Source organism: Gracilibacillus salinarum, assembly GCF_022919575.1.
Taxonomy (GTDB): Bacteria; Bacillota; Bacilli; order Bacillales; family Amphibacillaceae; genus Gracilibacillus; species Gracilibacillus salinarum.
On the sequence record NZ_CP095071.1, the window covers coordinates 2546633 to 2567917 of the forward strand.

Here is a 21285-nt window from a genome sequence, read left to right on the forward strand (position 1 = left end):
TGAGGGAAGTGCTACAACGTATGGAACGGCTAAAAGCAGTGGTTCTAGGCATTATGTTATTCATTCAATTCTTCCTGTTATATATACAGTGATCAACATGCTATCTCTTACAAATTGTGTAGAGTCCACATCATAGCGTAGGTCAACCACGTAGACTCCCGCGGGACAGGCAGGCGCTGAAGATCCACTTTGTAAAGTGATCTTCTTTACAAAGTGGATCTTCAGCCGTGCCCCGCAGGACGCGGAGTGGTTGGACGGAGCGGTATCCCAGCACATGAAGAATTTCAATATTACCACTAGGCATAAAGTGGCTAGTTGACATAATCTATATTATAGGAACTCCAATCATGTTCAATATGATTACTGCTGTGACCAGACTTATATACTTTCTTTACTGATAAGAAAAGCGCAAGCGCTCGTTTAGGACCGTAGCGACTGGACGGCAACATGATTGTCACAAAATTATTTAACTATATATAAGAGGTGAGGACATGCAATTCGGTACATTCACCAATTCCATTTATACGTTCTGCAACTGGTTTGCCAGGCTTGCTTATCTGAATCTGCTTTGGATATGCTTTACGTTAATCGGGGGCATTCTGTTGGGGTTCTTTCCAGCGACAATTGCCTTACTCGCAACATTAAGACAATTTTTAAAAGGAAACTCTCCTGCTATCTGGAGTACTTTCTGGGGTTATTATAAAGAAGAGTTCTGGAGAAGCAACCGAGTCGGAGGAATAGTAGCTGGGATAAGCTTATTACTTTTTATCAACTTCTCCTTTATCCAAACTATTGATTCCATCTATCTGTTATACACTTGGATCATAATGTGCTGTCTCTCCGTACTCGTCATTTGTTATACCTTAGCTCTTTATGTAGAGTTTGAGCAAACATTAACCATGCTGATAAAAAATGGGATACTTTTAACGCTGTATAACCCTGTTCCTAGTTTGTTCATCATCTTCGGGTTTGCTGCTGTCTACTTTTTACTGACCAACATCCCTGGCACTGGTTTCTTTTTCTCCGCAAGTATCTTAGCACTGGTTATTCTGTCATCTGCGAATCTATCGTATCGCAAAGTCGAACGCAAACAAAAAAGCAGCTCCCCCGTTTCACAAAAATGAAACAGGAGAGCCGCTGCTTATAAAGTGAGACTTTGATCAGCGGGGTTTTTGACCCCCACTGATCATTAGCGAAACTTATCAGGTTACTCCCACTTAGCTTCTTTGCGATACTCGAGACTTAAAGTAGGAGTCATACAGAACGGTTAGCACCGTGATCAATCAATTAATTCCACCGTATCGTACACCCAGCCAGCACTTAACCAGTTACCTAAGTCACTGGAACCACTAACCGGCGTAATCGTCATCGTATTCGTTCCTTCTACCAGATCAGAAGCAGGAACGGTCCAGGAGAATGTCGTATTGTTACCTCGGTAGGTTCCAATCGTGAAGCTACGCGAATTCGGCTGATTGGATGGACTATGAAAGCCTAATGATGAACCATTCATCGTAATACTTGGTCTGCCACCATTATAGGCAGTTGTAATACCAATATTTAATTCATGTGAGGAAGCTGCCTGAGCTGCAGTCAGATTGAACGTCACTGTTGTAGGTGAATTCTCACCACGGAATTGAATCGCCGGGTATTTGTTCGTTGCACTTCCCACTGCATATGTCACAGGCCCCCAGCTCTGGTTTCGGCTGTCAGAAGGATGACGGAGCGGAATCGTTTGCCCATTTTTCAGCTCCCAAGGTGTTCCGTCCCAATCTCCAATCCGCCAAATCGCAACGTCTGCGCTCGGATCATTGTTGATGGTTCTCGTATTTAGCGTAGTCGTTTGATTAGCCGATACTGTCACCTGTTCGCTGTATACCTCCAGTTCTTTTTTATAAACGGTCATCGTATACGTCCCTGGGATCATGCCGTCTTTCACTGCGGTTCCAGAAGAAGATGCAGTCGTCCAGTATTGGGCATTATCATTGGAAAATCCAACCGTATATTCATAGTTCGAATCCATACCACTCAAGCCGTTTAATACCACTTTTCCCCTGCTGGAAACCCAACCTTGCAGATTCAGACTCGACATCCAGCTGAAATCAGGAATACTTGGCGTTGAACCTGTCGTAAATACTAATGCATATGGACCGTGAAGCCCCATCCGCCAGTCCTCTGTCTGAGCATGTCCTGAATTCATATAATTATAAATTTCGGTGTCTCCTCCACTCTGGAATTGAATATCCCGGAAAAAAGGACCGCCAGAACTTTTTTCACGATTACCGTACGCCATAAAGACACCGACATTATTCCCTGTCGCACCTTTTATCGTTAAATCCTTGGCCTGATCATTGCCATAGTATTTCGAAGTGGTATAGCCATTGGAATGACCAAACACATCAGAGCTCTCGATCGCCCCTGTTGTTCCTCTATTGTTCGAGCGTTCCGGTACATCGGTTAACACGTTACCATTCCCACGGAATATGTAACGCAGTTCCCCAACGGACGGCTCCTGTGTTGTGTAGGTTGCCATATAAATAATATTTTGTCCGCCCCTTGATGAATAGTAATGTGTAAGTGTATCAGTACTAACGGTAATAAGTACAGTAGAGCCTGATGGCGATTTGCTCCAGGTCACATCTGCACCCGAACCGAGACCGGAAGCAATATGGGAATTTTTTGTGGAACCGGTCAGCTCTACTCCATTCATTTTACTAGAAGTAATATCACCATTATCTTTGTCGACTGTGTATTCCAGACCAGCACCCGTATTAATTACCAATGTAGAACCGTTATCCGTCACGTAAACAGTAGCAGCTTGTCCTTTTTCAGCCGGAAATACCATACCTGCCACGATGATGATTGCAGCGAAGATCATAAAGAGTGCATTACGTTTTAAGTTGCTTCTCATCCTTTCTCCTCCTATCATTATTAAGCTAAGATAACGAATAAATACGCTTACATTTATGCGTAAGAAAAACGGGCACCCCCTTCCTTATTCATTTGTATATTACCATATATGTTAAAAAATAGAATCCTCAATAGTTGCTAACTTGATGGAAATTATAGGTAATGCAAGAGGGACTACAGCACCCCTTTGCATATGTTACAATATTAGAATTGATAAGCACTTGAAGGAGCGGAGAAGATGAAGGAATTTACCATAGTTGGTGGTGGAATTGCAGGAGCATCCATCGCTTATCACCTTGCCAAAAAAGGACACAGCGTTACTGTTTTTGACCGATTCGATCAAGGACAGGCAACATTCGCATCTGCCGGCATTATCTGTCCCTGGACCAGCCAGCGCCGCAATAAAAAATGGTACCGCCTCGTCCAGGAAGGTGCGCGATACTATCCTGCATTTATTAACGAATTGGAAAGAACGACGAATCAGCCGACAGGGTACAAACAAAACGGTGCTATCTGTCTATTTAAGGATGATCGGATTCAGCAGCTGGCATACGAGCGGATATCGGCTAAACAGGCAGATTCTCCCGAGATGGGAAGCGTCACGAAAATGTCGAAGGAAGATGTAAAAGCAATGCATCCTTTCTTGACTGACTATTACCCAGCAGTATTTGTTGAGGGTGGCGGTCAAATTGATGGCGAAAGCCTGCTTACTTCTTTGAAAAAAGGTGTGTTGGCACACGGAGGGAAATGGCTAACGGATGACGTGGATCCCAGTGACTGCGAAGGTACCGTCATTTATACAGCAGGTGCATGGGCTCGTGAGTTTCACGATCAGCCAGCAGTCCGTCATCAACGAGCGGAATTATTACATTTTCAACTGGACAAAGACGCAAACTCTGCAGACACGCCGGTTGTGATGGGACTTGGTCCAATGTATATTGTTGGAACAGGTGCCGACAACAGCTTTGCAATCGGTACGACTCATGAGAAAACAGAGGCATTCTCCGTTACGCCTTCTCAGGAAAATAAGGCCTATTTACATCATGAAGCAGAACGCTATTTTCCAGATGTAGCAATCGACGATCACCATGTCTCTGTAGGATTACGACCATTCACGAGAGATTCCTTGCCATTCATCGGCTATAACGACGACAATATCTACGTCGTTAATGGATTGGGTTCCACAGGATTAACGGCCGGTCCTGTTATCGGGCGTGAAGTAGCTGACTTTCTATCTGGAGAAGATACCAGCTTGGACTTAGCGGATTACGGATATTATGAATGAGATACAAAGGGCGGTTCTCCTGCGACACATCACAGGCAGAACCGCCTTTTCTAATTAATCCATATATCGATATTCCATCAATCGCTTCAACATCTCAATCTCTTCTAACAATTCCTTCCCAACGTTCGTTTCCCTTACTTTTTTCCGTTCCATTTCTTTATCCACTACCCGTCTGACAGAAAGAACGTCAGCGCCGTTGTTAATCACCTGCTCTTTCGAGTTAAAATGCTGATGGGCAACGAGCTGCATACCGAAAGAATTATAAAGCAGCGTGTAACCCGCAATACCGGTAGTAGATTGATAGGCTTTGGAGAAACCACCATCAATGACGATCATTTTGCTATTAGCTTTGATCGGGTTCTCCCCTTCAATTTCCTTTACCGGCGTATGGCCGTTAATAATATGGCCCTGATCGGGATCAAGCTCAAACTCCTCCAGTAATTTACGACAGACCGCCTCGTCTTCTCTTAAATAATAATACGGATTTTTCTTTTCTTTATGCGATGCTTTGTCATCGATAAAATAGCGCTCAAAGGTTGTCATTGCCCGTTTACCAAACAACGAGGAATACTCCCCTGTCCACAAATACCAGACCATATCGGTTGCCAGATCATCAGTCCGATCCCGATGAGAAAAAGAATATTGTAAATAGTGTTCAAACTGATCGAGCAGTGCTCTTCCCTTATAGGTTTCGCCCTCGATCTCCATCTGCTCCATCTCGCCAGCTTCGTTGAGTGGAATACAGCCGTGAATCAATAGGTTGCCATTATAGCGCAAGTAGAGATTCCCTTTTTTCATTAAGAATTTCATGTGTCGTGCCAGTTTTTCTGAGTGCTGCACCGACAGTAACAGCTTATTCATCACTTCTTCTTCTTCTTCGAGTAACCTGGCTGGGTCAGCTGGATCAATCGTGGCAAAGCAGGTATTCTGAAGCGAATAGGTATTACCATAAAGCGTTATTTCGTTATTCTGATAATCTACCTTTTCCAACACCAAGCGTTCCGACATATTGAAAAAGTCCCGGCGCTTAATAATTGGACTTTCCAGTTTAAACTGAATCATTGCAATCGCCTGATGGATCTTGGTGATTTGTAATGTTTCATGATCTGACAGCGGTTTGTCCTTGTGCTCTTTCGGGCGAAAAGGTACATTGTCATCGTAATATTTCTCAGCCAGCGTCAACAGCGGACGAAGGTTAATGCCGTAGACATCTTCAATAATGTCGAGGTTATCATAGCGTGCACAGATTCGGATAATATTTGCCAGACACACCTTAGAACCTGCAAAGGCACCTAGCCAGAGCACATCATGATTCCCCCACTGAATATCGAGGGAATGATAGTTGATCAAGGTATCCATGATTTTATCAGGGTCTGGTCCCCGATCATAGATATCACCAACGACATGGAGGTGATCGACGATAAGTCGTTGGATGGTATAGGCGAGACCTGTAATTAATTTCTCCGATTGACCGAGTGTAATGATTTGTTGCAGTATCATTTCATAGTAGGATTTCTTGTTGGAATACTTATCTGATTTGTACAGCAATTCTTCGATAACATAGACGAATTGCTCTGGTAAAGCTTTGCGCAGCTTGGAACGCGTATATTTCGATGAGGCATATGGAATCAGTGTAATCATGTTACAAATCGTTTCCTGATACCACTCGTGCAGCTCGTCTTTGCTGGAGAATTTATTTTTCATTAATTTAATTTTATCTTCGGGATAGTAGACCAGCGTGGCAAAGTCATCAATCTCCTGATCTGTTAATCTATCTTTGAAAATATCAGTAATTTTCTCTTTTACCTTCCCGGATCCATTACGGAGCACATGCTGAAAGGCGTGATACTCACCATGCAAGTCACTGACAAAGTGCTCCGTGCCTTTCGGAAGATTTAAAATCGCTTCTAAATTAACAATTTCCGTAACTACTTTCTCTTCGCAATCATATTTTTCTGCAAGCAAATCTAAGTATTTCGTATTCACCGTGACAATATCCCCCTTATACAACTAACAAAATATATCCTATATTGTAACAATAAACACAACATATATCTATTGATATGTTATAAAATACAACACAAATAATTAAAAAGCATATAATAATTTATTTAGGGGTATACATCTGATTGGTCTAACGGGGTACCTATAGTACGGATTATGTAAAGTGGAGCTGTAATATTAAAAGTCCATTTTGATATGGAGTGGTTGGCCGAAGCGGTATCCCAGCACATTAAAAATCTCAATATGGATGCTTGGCAGCGATGGCTAGCATTACATAATCCATATTATAGGAACCCGTATTTTTATTTTCTCGATCTTGGAGCTTAATAATGATGGAATACATATTTACGTATAAATAAAGAATATGTCTAGGGAATTGGCGTTATCTAATAAAAATAGCCTTTACCCATTTGCTGAGGACAAGGGGGCTATTTTTTGTGTTAAACCAACGCAACGATTAATTCCTTATGATTATATCAATCACAAAAATGGGTATAGTGAATAAGGAGATGGTTACTAAAAAGTGCCTTCTTCACATGGCGCACTATTTTTATTACACTGTACAAGCAACATGATATAAGGAGATGATTGAATTGAATAAAACCTATCCACGTGCTTTTTCACATATTGGACTGTCTGTTCCGGACTTGGACGAGGCAGTAAAATTCTATACCGAGGTACTTGGCTGGTATGTCATTATGGAGCCATCCGTTGTGGAGGAGGACGATAGTGCGATTGGCCAGATGTGTACAGATGTCTTCGGTGCCGGATTTGGGCAATTCCGAATCGCACACTTGTCCACTTCAGACAAAGTCGGGATCGAAATGTTTGAGTTTGCAAACAATGAAACACCAGAGAATAATTTTGAATATTGGAAAACAGGTATTTTTCACTTCTGTGTACAGGACCCGGACGTAGAAGGACTAGCAGAGAAAATCGTCGCACATGGCGGAAAACAGCGAATGCCTGTCCGCGAATATTATCCAAACGAAAAACCGTACAGAATGGTCTATTGCGAGGATCCTTTTGGTAATTTAATCGAGATTTACAGCCACAGTTATGAATTAACTTATTCTGACGGTGCTTATTAAGCAAAGGTTTCGGCATTCGCTTCGATTCTTAGCGGATGCCGACGTTTTTATTATACTTGGTACATAGTGAATGTTCATCGCTAAGTCTGCTTCATTGATAACATTTTCTTAATAGAATAAAAGCTAATGTTAATAAAAAACGCTTTGTTTAAAGAAGACTTTCTTTCGTTCACTACAACTCTCACTTTCCTCTCTTTCGCTCGAATGTGGCCACTTGACAAACCATTGAACCACCTTGCTGTTAACCCCTTTACTTTTCTAAGTTTCTCCTATACTTTAAGGGTTAACGCCCTTCCTCTAAACCGTTACAATTACAACGGACATACCACCACGATTTTGTAAGCGCTTCACAATATTTTAAAATGGAGGATTGAATCTATGGGTAGAAAATCGATTTCGCTATTGTTAATCATTATGCTCGTTTTCCCATCATCAAGCTTTACTCTCACCACTCAAGCAGCAAGTGCAGACATCCCCGTGTTACTTTATCACAAAATCATCGAGAATCCGTCCAATGAATGGACCGATACAAGTATTGAAAAATTTGAACGAACGATGCAATACCTTCACGACCACGACTACCAAACCTTATCAGCTGAAGAATATGTAAAGATACAGGATGGCAAAGGAGCTCCCTCAGAAAAATCAATTTTGCTGACATTCGACGATGCGACCCCAGATTTTATCACCAATGTGCTACCTATATTAAAGAAATATGACATGCAGGCTGTTCTTTTTGTTGTAAGTGACTGGGTTGATGGTGATTACAGCATGTCGGAAGCACAATTAAAAAGTCTTGTCGATGAACCGAATATAAGTCTTCAAAACCATTCGAAAACACATACGGAAGATGGTGTATGGACCAATAACATTACACTCGAACAGGCCAATGAAGAAATCGCAGCAGCGAACACCTATCTGAAAACCATCACGAAACAGGATCCTGTTTTGATGGCGTATCCTTATGGTGCTTATAATGAACAAGCCGAACAGGCCAATCAGGAAAATGGCATCAAGTATGCTTTTAAAGTCGGACACCCAAATGGAGGAGATTTTGCAATGGGACGGTATTATGTCAAAACAGATACTAGCTTACAAGACATTGCGGAATGGATTGGCGGACCTGCACCAGATGAACAAACAGACGATGAAACAACGACTGTTTTTCACGAAACATTCGCTGATGGAAAAGGTGCAGCCATCCTAGCCGGTAATGCCACTTTAACGTCGAAATCCGATCTGTTATATGAAGGGAACGAGGATGGAAAATCAATATTAATCAGCGATCGGGCCAACAATTGGGATGGTGTTGATCTACGTTTTGATGATTTAGGTATGGAAGATGGCAAAACGTATACCATTACGGTTAAAGGTTATGTAGATCAAAACGCAAACGTTCCAGAAGGGGCCCAAGCTTTTCTGCAAAATATCGACAGCTACGGTTGGATTGCCGGGGTTGACTTAGCCGCCGGACAATCTTTTAACCTATCTGGCCAATATACGGTCGATACGTCCGAAGATTCTGCGCTGCGCATTCAATCCAACGAAGCAGGTGCAACCGTTCCTTTCTATATTGGTGATGTCCTTATCACTACTGTTGAAAAGGATCCGGAACAACCACCGGCACAATCCTTGGCACCAATTACTTTTGAAGACGAATCAACCGGAGGATTCGAAGGCCGATCTGGAACAGAGACATTGATCATAACAGATGAAGCCAATCATACGGATAATGGTGCTTTTTCGTTAAAAGTCGAGGACAGAACCGAAACATGGCACGGTCCCGCTCTTCCGGTTGCCGAATATGTAGCGCAAGGTGAAGAATATACGATTTCCGCCTGGGTGAAGCTGATCTCTCCTGACAATTCCGAGCTGCAGCTTTCCACGCAAGTAGGGGAAGGTGACAATGCCAGCTACAATAGTATACAAAGTAAAACAGTCAGTAAAGCAGATGGCTGGGTAAAGCTGGAAGGTACGTATCGCTACAGCAGTCTCGGTGATGGGGCATTAACGATTTATATCGAAAGTTCCAATAATGCAACTGCTTCCTTCTATGTCGACGATATTTCATTCCAGCCGACTGGATCTGATGCGGTCGACATTGAAAAAGAGTTAACACCGATTAAAGAGATATACCAAGATGATTTTCTGATCGGTAACGCGGTATCCGCCACTGAATTCGAAGGAACGAGACTAGAGCTGCTCAAGCACCACCATAACCTTGTTACTGCAGAGAACGCGATGAAGCCTGGTGCTGCTTATAATGATCAAGGTGAATTCGATTTCTCAGCAGAAGATGAGCTCGTCCAACAAGCGCAGGAGCAAGGGTTCAACATCCATGGACACGTCCTTGTCTGGCACCAGCAATCCAATGAATCCCTGCATACCGATGATAATGGCGATCCCTTACCTCGCGAGGAAGCATTAACAAATTTAAGAAACCACGTCAAAACATCTGTAGAGCACTTCGGCAGCAATGTCATCTCTTGGGATGTTGTCAATGAGGCGATGAATGACAACCCGCCGAATCCATCAGACTGGAAGGGTTCCCTACGCCAATCAGGCTGGTATAAAGCAATTGGACCAGACTATATTGAACAGGCTTTTCGGGCAGCCAAAGAAGTCATTGATGAAAATGGCTGGGAGATCAAGCTCTATTACAACGACTATAATGATGATAATCAAAACAAAGCAGAAGCTATTTATCAAATGGTCAAAGAAATTAATGCAAACTATGCCGCAGAGAACAATGGTGAGCTGCTCGTTGACGGTATTGGGATGCAGGCACACTATAACTTAAATACTAATCCTGAAAATGTCCGCCGTTCCATGGAGAAATTCATCTCGCTTGGTGTAGAAGTTGGCGTAACCGAGCTTGATGTGACAGGAGGCAGCAATTATGAACAGACAGAACAAGAAGCAAATGAGCAAGCGTACCTGTATGCACAATTATTCAAGCTCTATCAAGAACATGCCAATAGTATTTCCCGGGTAACTTTTTGGGGATTGAATGATGCTAACAGCTGGCGGGCTGAGCAAAGTCCATTATTATTTGACGATAACTTGCAGGCCAAACCAGCCTATTATGCGATCGCTGATCCGGAAACGTTCATCGACAACTATGACCCAGTAGAAAAAGATGCACGGCAAGGCGAAGCAACATTTGGCACACCAGTCATTGACGGAACGCTTGATGACATCTGGGACAACGCAGCAGAGCTTCCTGTAGATCGCTACCAGATGGCGTGGCAAGGGGCAAACGGTGTTGCGAAAACACTATGGGATCAGGATCATTTATACGTCCTTGTTCAGGTCAGTGATACACAACTGGACAAATCAAGCGAAAATCCGTGGGAACAGGATTCAGTTGAAGTTTTTATCGATGAGAACAATGGCAAAACAGCTTTCTATGAAGACGATGATGGCCAATATCGAGTTAATTTCGATAATGAAACTTCTTTCAATCCAACCAGTATAGCAGAAGGCTTCGAATCTGCTACACATGTATCAGATAATGGATACATGGTAGAAATGAAGATACCGTTGCGTCATATTTCACCGGCTAACAAGCAAAAGATCGGTTTTGATGTCCAAATTAATGACGGAGCAGACGGCGCCCGCCAAAGCGCTGCTACATGGAACGACACAACCGGGGCTGGCTTCCAGGACACCTCTGTCTTCGGTGAACTTACGCTGATCGATACAGCTGAGCCAGATCCGGAAGATCCAAAAGATCCTATTGATCCGGCAGATCCTGAAGACCCGAAAGATCCAGATGAACCAGAGAAACAAACTCGTGTTACCGTAACACCTGACGTTACCAATGGCGAAGCAACGATCGAAACTGATTCGCTTCATATATTAGCTGATCAAGGCGAATTACTGATCGATTTAGCTGGCCACAATGACTCTATCAACCTGTCATTTACTTCAGAACAAATAAAATGGCTGAAGGAACATGATATAACGATCCTCATCCAATTAAAAAATGTCAGCTTGCAACTCGCTGCAGCTAATTTCACGAATGGATCCGAGGCAGCAACGATCCACTTAGAGCGCTTAGCTGATATCGATAACGCATTAAGTGTGGTCTACGACTTTGAAATCAAACAAGGCGACAAACAAATAGACACCTTTGAGGAAAAAGTAACGCTGCGTTTTTCTGTTGAAAGCGACAACGTAAAGGATAAAAATCAGGTGCAGCTGTTCTATTGGAACCCAGAGACTGAAGAATGGGAAGCAATTGGCGGAGAATGGCAGGATGGAAACGTGACAGCACAAACCAGTCACTTAAGCACCTATACCGTTTTCGAACAGGAAGCGAAGGAACAACAGCCTGCTACGGACGATGGGCAAACATTGCCTGACACTGCTACTTCGACGTATCAGTATTTGTTGGCAGGGATGTTGCTCCTTATAGGTGGCATATTTTTCCTCGTTATAAGAAGAAAAGCATAATCTTATATAAAAACAAACCAAATCACGCATATGATTTGGTTTGTTTCTTTTTGTGCAAAGATACTACAATTTCCGCTCTCTCTATCAATATAAACTTCACACAATTTTAACAGTTTCCCTACATTTATTTAACATACAGTCCTTAGAGTGGTTTGTGTGGTTACTTAATTTCAAAATTTGCAGAAGAAAAGGAGAAATCAAAAAGTTATGAAATTCATAAAACAAATCGCAATAATATTACTTGCAGTGCTGATTATGGCACCTTCTCAGCTTCCTGTTCAGGCCGCTAATCAATATTCTGATATGGAGCAATCAAAGCCTTCAAAACCACAAGGAACTACTGAAGTACTAAATACAGATGCTCCAGATGTCGAACAACCTTTACCAGCAGTAGATAATGGCGGAAATGCTAATGATTCTATCTTAAAAAATATATCTGCTACTAACCCTTTTATAAATATCTTAGATGGTTTTGATCAGGTCTGGTCTATGAATCAATCAGATTGGAGAGACGGAACAGCGTTAACCATACCTGGTGCAAATGGTGAGGTTGCTAAATATGGTGACGGACCTACCGTGTATTTTGATGGATATAAAAATGATGAGACAAAGGCAGTAGCGGATAAGCTTACATATGCTAACGCAGAAATCAGGGATCCGGAGACTTGGACAGCTAACATAAAATATGTAGAAGACGTTACGAAAGACAGAACGGATGAAGAGGCGTTAGCAGCCTACTATGATGACCAAAGAGATAAGATATACAGTATGATGGAAGCTTATGGTCCTTTAGCGAATACCTACGCAGATATTGTCAATCCGGTCACAAGTGTTGTCAGGTCAGCAGAGGATATGAATAGCGTACTTGAAGAAACGACTGTTGAGGACCAGGCACAAGGAATGGGACAATGGGAGGAATCTGAACTGTCAGATGCAATGGATTTAGTTCATTTAATCAGATTTAGAAATCCTTCTTCGTCAAATCCTTCTAAGTACTTTTTCTCCTCTCCGAGACCGTACAGAATGAATGCAACCGGAGAAGTGATAGAAGTTGTTGATGAGAACGGTTTACCTGTTTGGGATACCATCGGCAGCGGTGAAAGTACAGTAGAAGAATTACCTTCAGGTGGTAAAAAAGAAACAGGAGAAAGACATTATCAGCAATATGAAACAAATGTGGAAGTTATTCCTGCGTTAGAATATGTAAAAAGAAAAGCAGAAGACGGAAGAGGCAAAGACGGAGCTTTTCCTAGCGGGCATACAAGTGCCTCTTATCTTTCCACGTTCGGATTTGCATACGCAACACCAGAAAGATATGCTGAGTTTTTAACAAGAGCAGCTCAAATGGGAGAAAATAGAATTGTGACTGGCATGCACTCTCCTCTTGATGTTATCGGTGCAAGAATACAATCAACCGCAATGACTGCCTATGCATACAATCTTTCCGAAAACCAAGAGGTATTGGATAAAGCTTATCAAAATGCTGGACAAGTATTCGGTGAAATAGCTGCATCACAAGATATGAGCTTGTACGAATATGCACATACCGTAACAGAGGATTATACGTTTGAAAGTGCGTACGATGAAGAGAAGTGGGAAGATCATGAAGCAAATAAAGCATTCTATCGGGAAAAACTAACTTACGGATTACCTCAAACAGGAACAAAAGGTCTAGACCCTGTAGTACCTAAAGGGGCAGAAGTTTTATTAGAAACTCGTCAGCCTTATTTAACAGATAGCCAACGCAGAGAAGTATTATATACCACAGAAATTGATTCAGGTTATCCTGTCATAGACGAATCCAATGGTTGGGGCAGACTTGATTTGGTCACAGCATCTGATGGATATGGTGCGTTTCTAAGCAATGTAACCGTGAATATGGATGCTTCAAAAGGAAGATTCAATGCCCATGATTGGTGGAGAAATGATATTACTGGCAGTGGTATGCTTACAAAGCAAGGAACAGGGACCCTTACATTGACAGGTACTAATAGTTATTCAGGAGGCACATTGCTACAAGGGGGAACGCTAGAAGCTACTTCTGCGACTGCTTTTGGAGAAGGCGATCTTTATGTAGAAAATGGTACAGTTTTAGTTAATGCAGATGAACAACTGAAGGTAAATGGCAACGTAACAATGGAAGCCGGAAGCCTAAATATTGCAATGGATAATGACAGAACGCAATTAAATATAGATGGACAGATATACCTTGATGGTGGCGATCTGAACTTGGATCTTTCTGATTATGAAATAGACCAGTCTGCAGATATTACTTTAATGACTGCCAACCAGGTAAAAGGTACATTCGATAATGTGACAGCTGGTGTTTACGATGTCTCTGTCACTTACAACAATGATAGTGTCGTTGCACATATTGATGAAATCGATACTTCTGATCCGGAAGATCCCGAAGAGCCCGTCAATCCAGAAGATCCAAAAGATCCTGCTGATCCGGAAGATCCAGAAGAACCGGAGAAACAAACTCGCGTTACCTTAACACCTGACGTTACCAATGGCGAAGCAACGATCGAAACTGATTCGCTTCATATATTAGCCGATCAAGGTGAATTACCGATCGATTTAGCTGGCCACAATGACTCTATCAACCTGTCATTTACTTCAGAACAAATAAAATGGCTGAAGGAACATGATATAACGATCCTCATCCAGTTGAAAAATGTAAGCTTGCAACTCGCTGCCGTTAATTTCACGAATGGATCCGAGGCAGCAACGATCCAGTTAGAACGTTTAGCTGATATCGATGACGCATTAAGTGTGGTCTACGACTTTGAAATCAAACAAGGCGACAAACAAATAGATACCTTTGAGGAAAAAGTAACGCTGCGTTTTTCTGTGGATAGCGACAACGTAAAGGATAAAAATCAGGTGCAACTGTTCTATTGGAACCCAGAGACTGAAGAATGGGAAGCAATTGGCGGAGAATGGCAGGATGGAAACGTGACAGCACAAACCGGTCACTTCAGCACCTATACCGTTTTCGAACAGGAAGTGAAAGAACAGCAGCCTGCTACGGACGATGGGCAAACATTGCCTGACACTGCTACTTCGACGTATCAGTATTTGTTGGCAGGGATGTTATTCTTCTTAAGTGGCGTGATCTTTCTCTTCATAAGAAGAAAAGCATAGCCGATATTTGAGTAAATATATGAAAATAATTAGCAAACCAAATCATCATTGATTTGGTTTGCTTTTGTTTTGGTATGTTCACACCATTTAATCATTACAATATAGTCGTAGTGAAAAAATGAAACTTTCAATAGTTTTAATCGTATTATAGTAATACCTTAGATAAAGTTAAGACATTTCTAAAATATATGGAGGGATAGATATTTTGAAAATTAAAGCGACTTTTTTGATTAGCTTATTATTAGCTACGTTTTCATTAGCAAGCTGCTCTTCAGAATCACAAACCATTGCAGAAGATAACAATATCACTACTATAAAAACAGTATTACAAGAACAATTTACAGGACCAGACTTAGAAATGATTAATCTATTGGAAAAGCCTGAAAATGCATCAATTATAAAAGAAGAAGAAACCTCTCCCCCGGAAAACCCCACCGCACTAGACAAATTGTTAGAAAAAAAATATAAAACATATTTCACTGATACAATGTATGACAAATTCATCGGAGCATATGCAATGGATTTCCAAACCTCTGCTTATTATGGAAATTATCAAATCAGCGTGAAGAATATTGATGTTAAACAAAGTGAATCAGCAGAAAGTTCCTATGACTTCAGAGTTAATGTTTTGTATCAAAAGGAAGGTAATAAAGAAGAAAAAGCCGAAATATCAGGTAAAGCTATTGTAAATGAGGAATCAAGAATAGCTAAAATTGATTACCTTGATGATGGCGATTTAACTAATATTTTCAATGAATAATAAAAATAAACGTATTACGATTTTATCGTCATGTATAACCGAAAGAAAGCTATCAGAGAGATAGAATGAAACATAAAAGTATCTTTACATTAAATGAAAACAATATGGATTTCTTCTTCAACTGATAGAGAGCATTATCGCAACAATAATGCTCTCCCTTTTAGCAAAAATGAATTGGAACGACCATTTTGTTTCCTCATTATTCTAAGGATGTGAAATATAACATTTTGTAAAGCAAACCGGTATCTATAAAAAGAACGGTTAATTACCATAAAATATTAATCAACTTTTTTTCCAAAAGCATACATAAATGAGGAAGATTCAAAGCGATTTGGATCACTGCAAAATTCAGGAATAAACGTTGAAACTAATTCCATTCTCTCGTTCTCGGTTAATAAACCTTGCTCCACAAATCGTTTTCCTTCATCTTCCCCTAGCGCAAACTTCAATAAGATAGGCATTTCTTCATTTTTTCTATTTTTATTACTATAATCACTCGTTTGAATGATTATGTTTACATCACTTACACTGTTCTCATTCACAAAAAATGAGTATAGTTTTCTGCCAATAGTCCTGTCTGTACCATTTAAATGAGCATACATTATATTGGCATTAATCAGCTTCGAAAGCTCTTCACCATATGGATGGAATACCTGTGTCCCATCATCTATCTCCACCGCACAAATTACCCCACCTGGCTTACACACTCTTATCATTTCCCTGATAATATCATTTGGATTAGAGTTATGCATTAACACAAGCCGAGTATATACAAAATCAAAGCTATTATCCGAGAATGGTAAATGGTTTGCATTACTTTGGACAAATGTAACCCGTTCCTCTTTACGTTCATGCTGTTTTTTGGCAATATCTAAAATTTCACTACTATTATCCACGCCATAATAAATCTTATCTGTTAACACATTCGAAAATAAATCAATCATCGCTCCTGTTCCACAACCTACATCTAATACCTTTTGGGCTTCATACAAACCCTTCTCAAGAAATAATTGCATTAATGTTTGAGAATGACTTTCTACATTTTTTGTTAATCTTCTTCCTTCAGATTGCATTCGCTCTGGTTTGAATCGGTCAAATTGATAGGAACTGTTTATTTTCATAACCTCCTCCAAAATAAAGAGGCAGAGAAAAAAATCCTCTACCTCTGCCCAGGCGTACGGCATTATAGATATGTGCTTCCTTGTGGTTTTCCACATTTACGCCAGTTACACATACCAATTATTGGTTTTATTATATGCTAGCAATACACTAAATACAACTACCAAGATTGGCCATCTATTTCTGTGAGGGCTGCCAAACTAAATGATAGATACACTTAAATTATTAAAAATTTCTAATTAGTGAAGCTGATTAATTCTTTAAAACCTAAATAAATAAACAATATATTTATTAAATTTCAATAAACTTTTATTGCAAAATAATAAATATTATTTTAAAATAAAAGTTTGAAAGGGATGAGCATCATGGCATTTTCATTAACGGTATATCGAAAATGTAAATAAGAACAAACTTACTAAATTGAACATTGATAGCATTAGGCATTACTGATTACAAAGGGAGAGATGATATGAAACGGTTAGCTTGGGTTTTAATGCTTTTTCATTTATTTGTTAGCGTATTGTGGTTAGCAAATTCACCTTATTTATTTTCGGTGTTGGGTATGATTATATGGTTTATTGCTATTGTGTTAGGTTTTATTGCTTATAAACAGATAAAAGACAAAAACATGACAAGGAAGCTTATCCTGTATTCAAGTTCCTTTATGTTTTTTTTGCTAGTTGTTACAAGTTTAATAGAGATAGCAATCTCCTCTATGCCATAAAAGGAAAATTAACTTTCGGGGCTCGATGGATGATAAAACAACGGAATTATTTAATCCTATATTACCAAATGTTACGAATGTTTTAACTTAATATTTTCATTCGATGGATTCGCGATAGTAATCGATTCACTTTCATAACCCCTCAAAATGTGACAATTTATTGAACAAAAAACAGAAACAAAACCACATATTTCAACAAAAAATATTCTTATATTTTTGACTTTGCTTTTGTTCGTTTGTATAATGCTAACTAAATGGTAATGTAAGCACTTAATCTATCAAATAAGGTCTAAAATGCTTGGAGGGACTATCATGAAGCGTACAATCTTTTGGTTACTTACGAGTCTGAGTATTCTGATAATTGTAACCGGATGCAGTCAACAGACACAAGCGAAGGAGCATGTTGTCTTACGATTTGCCTATGCCAGCAACGCACAGCCAGTAAAGGATGCCATGGCTAAATTCGGCGAGTTAGTCGAAGAGAAAACAAATGGAGAAGTAACAGTCGAATACTTCCCTGATGGCCAGCTGGGTGGCGAACGTGAATTAATTGAATTAACCCAAACCGGTGCGATCGATATTACAAAGGTAAGCGGTTCCGCACTTGAAAGCTTTTCTGATCAGTATTCTGTCTTTGGTATTCCGTATCTGTTCGACGATATTGATCACTTTACCCGTGTCATGGAAAATGAAGAGATTATTAAGCCAGTCTATCAATCTACTAAAGATTTAGGATTTGTCGGTCTCACCTATTATAATTCTGGACAACGCAGTTTCTATATGATGGACGGACCTGTGGAGTCGCCTGAAGATATTAAGGGCAAGAAAATCCGCGTGATGCAAAGTGAAACCGCTATCCAAATGATCGAGTTAATGGGTGGAACAGCTGTACCACTCGGAAGTGGTGAAGTATATACCTCACTGCAGCAAAGCATTATTGATGGTGCTGAGAACAACGAGTTCGTCCTGGTTACGGCTGGGCATGGTGAAGTGGCCAAGTACTATTCGTATGACGAACATACCCGTGTACCTGACATCGTCGTCATGAACGATGACACATTAAATCAACTGACCGAATCGCAACAGCAAGCGGTTCATGAAGCTGCGAAAGAATCAACCGAATATGAAAAACGAGTGTTTGAAGAGGCCGTTCAGGCGGAAAAAGAAGAGGCCAAGGAAAAATATAATGTCGAATTCAACGACGTCGATAAAGCACCGTTTTTGAAAGCGGTTCAGCCTATTCACGATCAATTTAAAGATGACGAGGAATTAGGCGGTCTTTATCAAGCGATTCGAAATGAAAGTACCAGCGAAGAGGGAGAGTAACTATATGAATCAAGCTTTTCGAAAATACCTTAACCGCACGATCGAGATCATCACTACTACACTGCTGATGGTGATGGTCGTCGTTACTAGCTGGCAGGTTATCAGCCGCTATATCCTGAATAACCCAAGTTCTGTTACAGATGAGTTTCTCCGATTCAGCCTGATTTGGTTTTCCTTATTAGCTGGTGCCTATGTGGTTGGCAAAAAAGGCCATATCGCGATTACCTTTCTTCGTGACCGTGTAAAAAGTGAATCGAAAAAGCGTTGGCTGGAAATCACCGTTCAAATCAGCTTTATCTTGTTAGCGATCATCATGGTAACAGGTGGCACGAAAGCCGTATCCCTAACAATGGCACAAATATCTCCATCCTTGCATTTGCCGATGGGGTATGTCTATTTAGCACTACCAGTATCAGGTGTCATCATCCTTTGCTATGCGGTGATCAATTTACTCGATACCAGCAATCCAACACAACCGCAAGAAAACTCTTAACAAAGTAGGTGACTTCACTATGGTTGCAGAAGCCAGTATTATGTTAGTCCTTGTATTTGCTATATTACTCGCTGTAGGGATTCCGATTGTCATCTGTATCGCAATCGCTTCCCTGGCGACAGTACTTTTAATGCTGCCGTTAGATGTCGCTGTTTTTACAACAGGACAGAAAATGGTCGCGAGTCTGGACAGTTTCTCCTTAATTGCCGTGCCATTCTTCATTCTGTCTGGCGTGATTATGAACAATGGCGGGATTGCCCAGAAATTAGTCGACTTTGCCAAATTAATGGTCGGGAGAGTTCCCGGTTCCTTATCTCATACAAACGTAGTCGGTAACGCCTTATTCGGCTCGATTTCCAGCTCTGCCATCGCGGCATCTACTGCGATCGGCGGTGTGATGGTACCTTTGCAGGAAAAAGAGGGCTATGACCGAAAATTCGCTGCAGCAGTTAACATCGCCTCCGCCCCATCTGGCATGGTGATCCCGCCGAGTACAGGGTTCATCATTTTTTCCTTAATTAGTGGGGGGACATCGATTGCTGCCTTATTCATGGGTGGCTACATCATCGGTTTGTTGTGGGCGGTAACGATTATGGCCGTTGCTTTTTTCACAGCTAAAAAAAGAAATTATCCGATAGTGGATAAAGCTGAATTAGCCAAAATTAATAAGAAGAAAGTCATTCTTGATGCGATCCCTAGTATTCTATTAATTTTCATCATTATCGGCGGGATCTTAACAGGCGTGTTCACAGCGATTGAAGCATCAGCGGTTTGTGTCGTGTATTCCTTATTTTTAGCATTGGTCTACTACCGCTCGTTAAGCCTGAAACAATTGCCAGAAGTTTTAATCAAATCCGTCGAAATGTCCGGTGTCGTCATGCTATTAATCGCGGCATCCTCGATGATGTCGTTTGCCATGGCTTTCACAGGAATTCCTGGCGCGTTAAGTGACTTCATTCTCAGCTTATCGACGAATCCGTTGGTGATCCTGTTACTGATTAACATTTTCTTATTAATTGTTGGTATGTTCATGGATGTGGCGCCAGCGATCTTGATTTTTACACCTATTTTCTTACCAATTGCCGAAAACATTGGTGTCGACCCGGTCCATTTCGGGATATTCTTCATCTTGAACCTCTGCGTTGGTACAATCACGCCACCTGTAGGAACTGGTTTATTCGTCGGTTCGATGGTCGGGAAAGAGAAAGTCGAAAACCTGATCAAGCCGCTAGCACCTTTTTATATTGCGATATTTGTGCTATTGATGGTGGTAACGTATATTCCGCAGATTAGTCTGTTTTTGCCTAATTTGTTGGGGCTGTAAGTGAAGTGGATCAATCGTGATCGGCTGTGTGACTGTTAATTAATATAAAAAAACAAAAAGAGACTGTGACAAAACAGAAGCGCGGATGTAAAATACGAGCAATCCCAAAAAAGTAGTTACTGCCCTATCTAACCGTAATCCGTAGTGAAAGCATACTGCGAAGTAATACAATGTATATCAAAAGAGGGCAGTTCCTCCAATACTTTATCTTATTACAGCGGGAAAAATGCGATAAGAAAATATGTCTGCTGCTATCCATACATTTTCAAGAAAGTAGTATAAACACATGAGGATACCGCTCAGCATGCGTCCTCTTACATTAATTGTAGTATCTAACATTAACGTAGTCCAACTACGGAGACTCCCGCGGGATTGTGCAGGTGCTGAAGATCCACTTTGTGAAGCGCCCTTCTTCACAAAGTTAGCTTCAGCCGTGCCCCGCAGGACGCGGAGTGGTTGGACGGAGTGGCATTCTAGCAGACAAACCATGTCAAAATGGTCTCCTAGCTGATCGCGATACCTATATTTCGCGGTTCTTGTTACTTCGCAGTATATAGATACGGCACAATAGAAAAACCGAACGTACCACAAATGTTAATTCGAAACATTTCTTGTTACGTTCGGCTATCGATTATCTAATATACTTT

At 41.0% G+C, this 21285-nt stretch carries 13 protein-coding genes and 1 riboswitch; of the genes, 10 read left to right on the forward strand and 3 right to left on the reverse strand.

Features of this window, described 5'->3' with window-relative positions; all coding sequences use genetic code 11:
- Positions 1-491 precede the first annotated feature (491 nt).
- On the forward strand, positions 492-1124 hold the full coding sequence (locus MUN87_RS11695; protein WP_244740305.1) for a YesL family protein: 633 nt from the start codon (positions 492-494) through the stop codon (positions 1122-1124).
- Positions 1125-1279: 155 nt separating this feature from the next.
- On the opposite strand, the gene MUN87_RS11700 is transcribed toward MUN87_RS11695, so the two are convergent.
- Positions 1280-2908, reverse strand: coding sequence for a rhamnogalacturonan lyase B N-terminal domain-containing protein (locus tag MUN87_RS11700; RefSeq protein ID WP_244740307.1), 1629 nt, complete (start codon positions 2906-2908; stop codon positions 1280-1282).
- A 237-nt stretch (positions 2909-3145) separates the two neighbouring features.
- Here MUN87_RS11700 and MUN87_RS11705 point away from each other — a divergent pair, with 237 nt between their 5' ends.
- Positions 3146-4192, forward strand: coding sequence for an NAD(P)/FAD-dependent oxidoreductase (locus tag MUN87_RS11705; RefSeq protein ID WP_244740309.1), 1047 nt, complete (start codon positions 3146-3148; stop codon positions 4190-4192).
- A 54-nt stretch (positions 4193-4246) separates the two neighbouring features.
- Here the strand turns inward: MUN87_RS11705 and MUN87_RS11710 are convergent, their stop codons facing one another.
- Positions 4247-6178: a fructose-1,6-bisphosphatase gene (locus MUN87_RS11710; protein ID WP_244740311.1), complete on the reverse strand. Its 1932-nt coding sequence runs from the start codon at positions 6176-6178 to the stop codon at positions 4247-4249.
- A gap of 611 nt (positions 6179-6789) precedes the next feature.
- Here MUN87_RS11710 and MUN87_RS11715 point away from each other — a divergent pair.
- The 4 genes from MUN87_RS11715 to MUN87_RS11730 all read left to right on the forward strand — a co-directional run bounded on the left by MUN87_RS11715 (position 6790) and on the right by MUN87_RS11730 (position 15652).
- Positions 6790-7287, forward strand: a complete 498-nt coding sequence (locus tag MUN87_RS11715) for a lactoylglutathione lyase family protein (protein ID WP_244740312.1) — start codon at positions 6790-6792, stop codon at positions 7285-7287.
- 378 nt (positions 7288-7665) lie between these two features.
- Positions 7666-11745: an endo-1,4-beta-xylanase gene (locus tag MUN87_RS11720; protein WP_244740314.1), complete on the forward strand. Its 4080-nt coding sequence runs from the start codon at positions 7666-7668 to the stop codon at positions 11743-11745.
- A 207-nt stretch (positions 11746-11952) separates the two neighbouring features.
- Positions 11953-14892 (forward strand): phosphatase PAP2 family protein, encoded by a 2940-nt coding sequence (locus tag MUN87_RS11725; RefSeq protein WP_244740316.1) that lies wholly within the window; start codon positions 11953-11955, stop codon positions 14890-14892.
- Positions 14893-15097: 205 nt separating this feature from the next.
- The gene (locus tag MUN87_RS11730; protein ID WP_244740318.1) at positions 15098-15652 is read left to right on the forward strand and encodes a hypothetical protein; all 555 of its coding nucleotides are present in this window, start codon (positions 15098-15100) and stop codon (positions 15650-15652) included.
- A gap of 278 nt (positions 15653-15930) precedes the next feature.
- Here MUN87_RS11730 and MUN87_RS11735 read toward each other — a convergent pair whose 3' ends face one another.
- Positions 15931-16773 carry a class I SAM-dependent methyltransferase gene (locus tag MUN87_RS11735; RefSeq protein WP_244740320.1) on the reverse strand — a complete coding sequence of 281 codons (843 nt, stop codon included), beginning with the start codon at positions 16771-16773 and terminating at the stop codon, positions 15931-15933.
- A gap of 39 nt (positions 16774-16812) precedes the next feature.
- A riboswitch (ZMP/ZTP riboswitch) is annotated at positions 16813-16892 on the reverse strand.
- Between the two features lie 348 nt (positions 16893-17240).
- Here MUN87_RS11735 and MUN87_RS11740 point away from each other — a divergent pair.
- The 4 genes from MUN87_RS11740 (at position 17241) to MUN87_RS11755 (ending at position 20638) form a co-directional block, all read left to right on the forward strand.
- Positions 17241-17495, forward strand: coding sequence for a hypothetical protein (locus tag MUN87_RS11740; RefSeq protein WP_244740322.1), 255 nt, complete (start codon positions 17241-17243; stop codon positions 17493-17495).
- A gap of 312 nt (positions 17496-17807) precedes the next feature.
- On the forward strand, positions 17808-18821 hold the full coding sequence (locus MUN87_RS11745; protein WP_244740323.1) for a TRAP transporter substrate-binding protein: 1014 nt from the start codon (positions 17808-17810) through the stop codon (positions 18819-18821).
- Positions 18822-18825: 4 nt separating this feature from the next.
- On the forward strand, positions 18826-19314 hold the full coding sequence (locus MUN87_RS11750) for a TRAP transporter small permease (RefSeq protein WP_244740325.1): 489 nt from the start codon (positions 18826-18828) through the stop codon (positions 19312-19314).
- 19 nt (positions 19315-19333) lie between these two features.
- Positions 19334-20638: a TRAP transporter large permease gene (locus MUN87_RS11755; RefSeq protein ID WP_244740327.1), complete on the forward strand. Its 1305-nt coding sequence runs from the start codon at positions 19334-19336 to the stop codon at positions 20636-20638.
- Positions 20639-21285 lie beyond the last annotated feature (647 nt).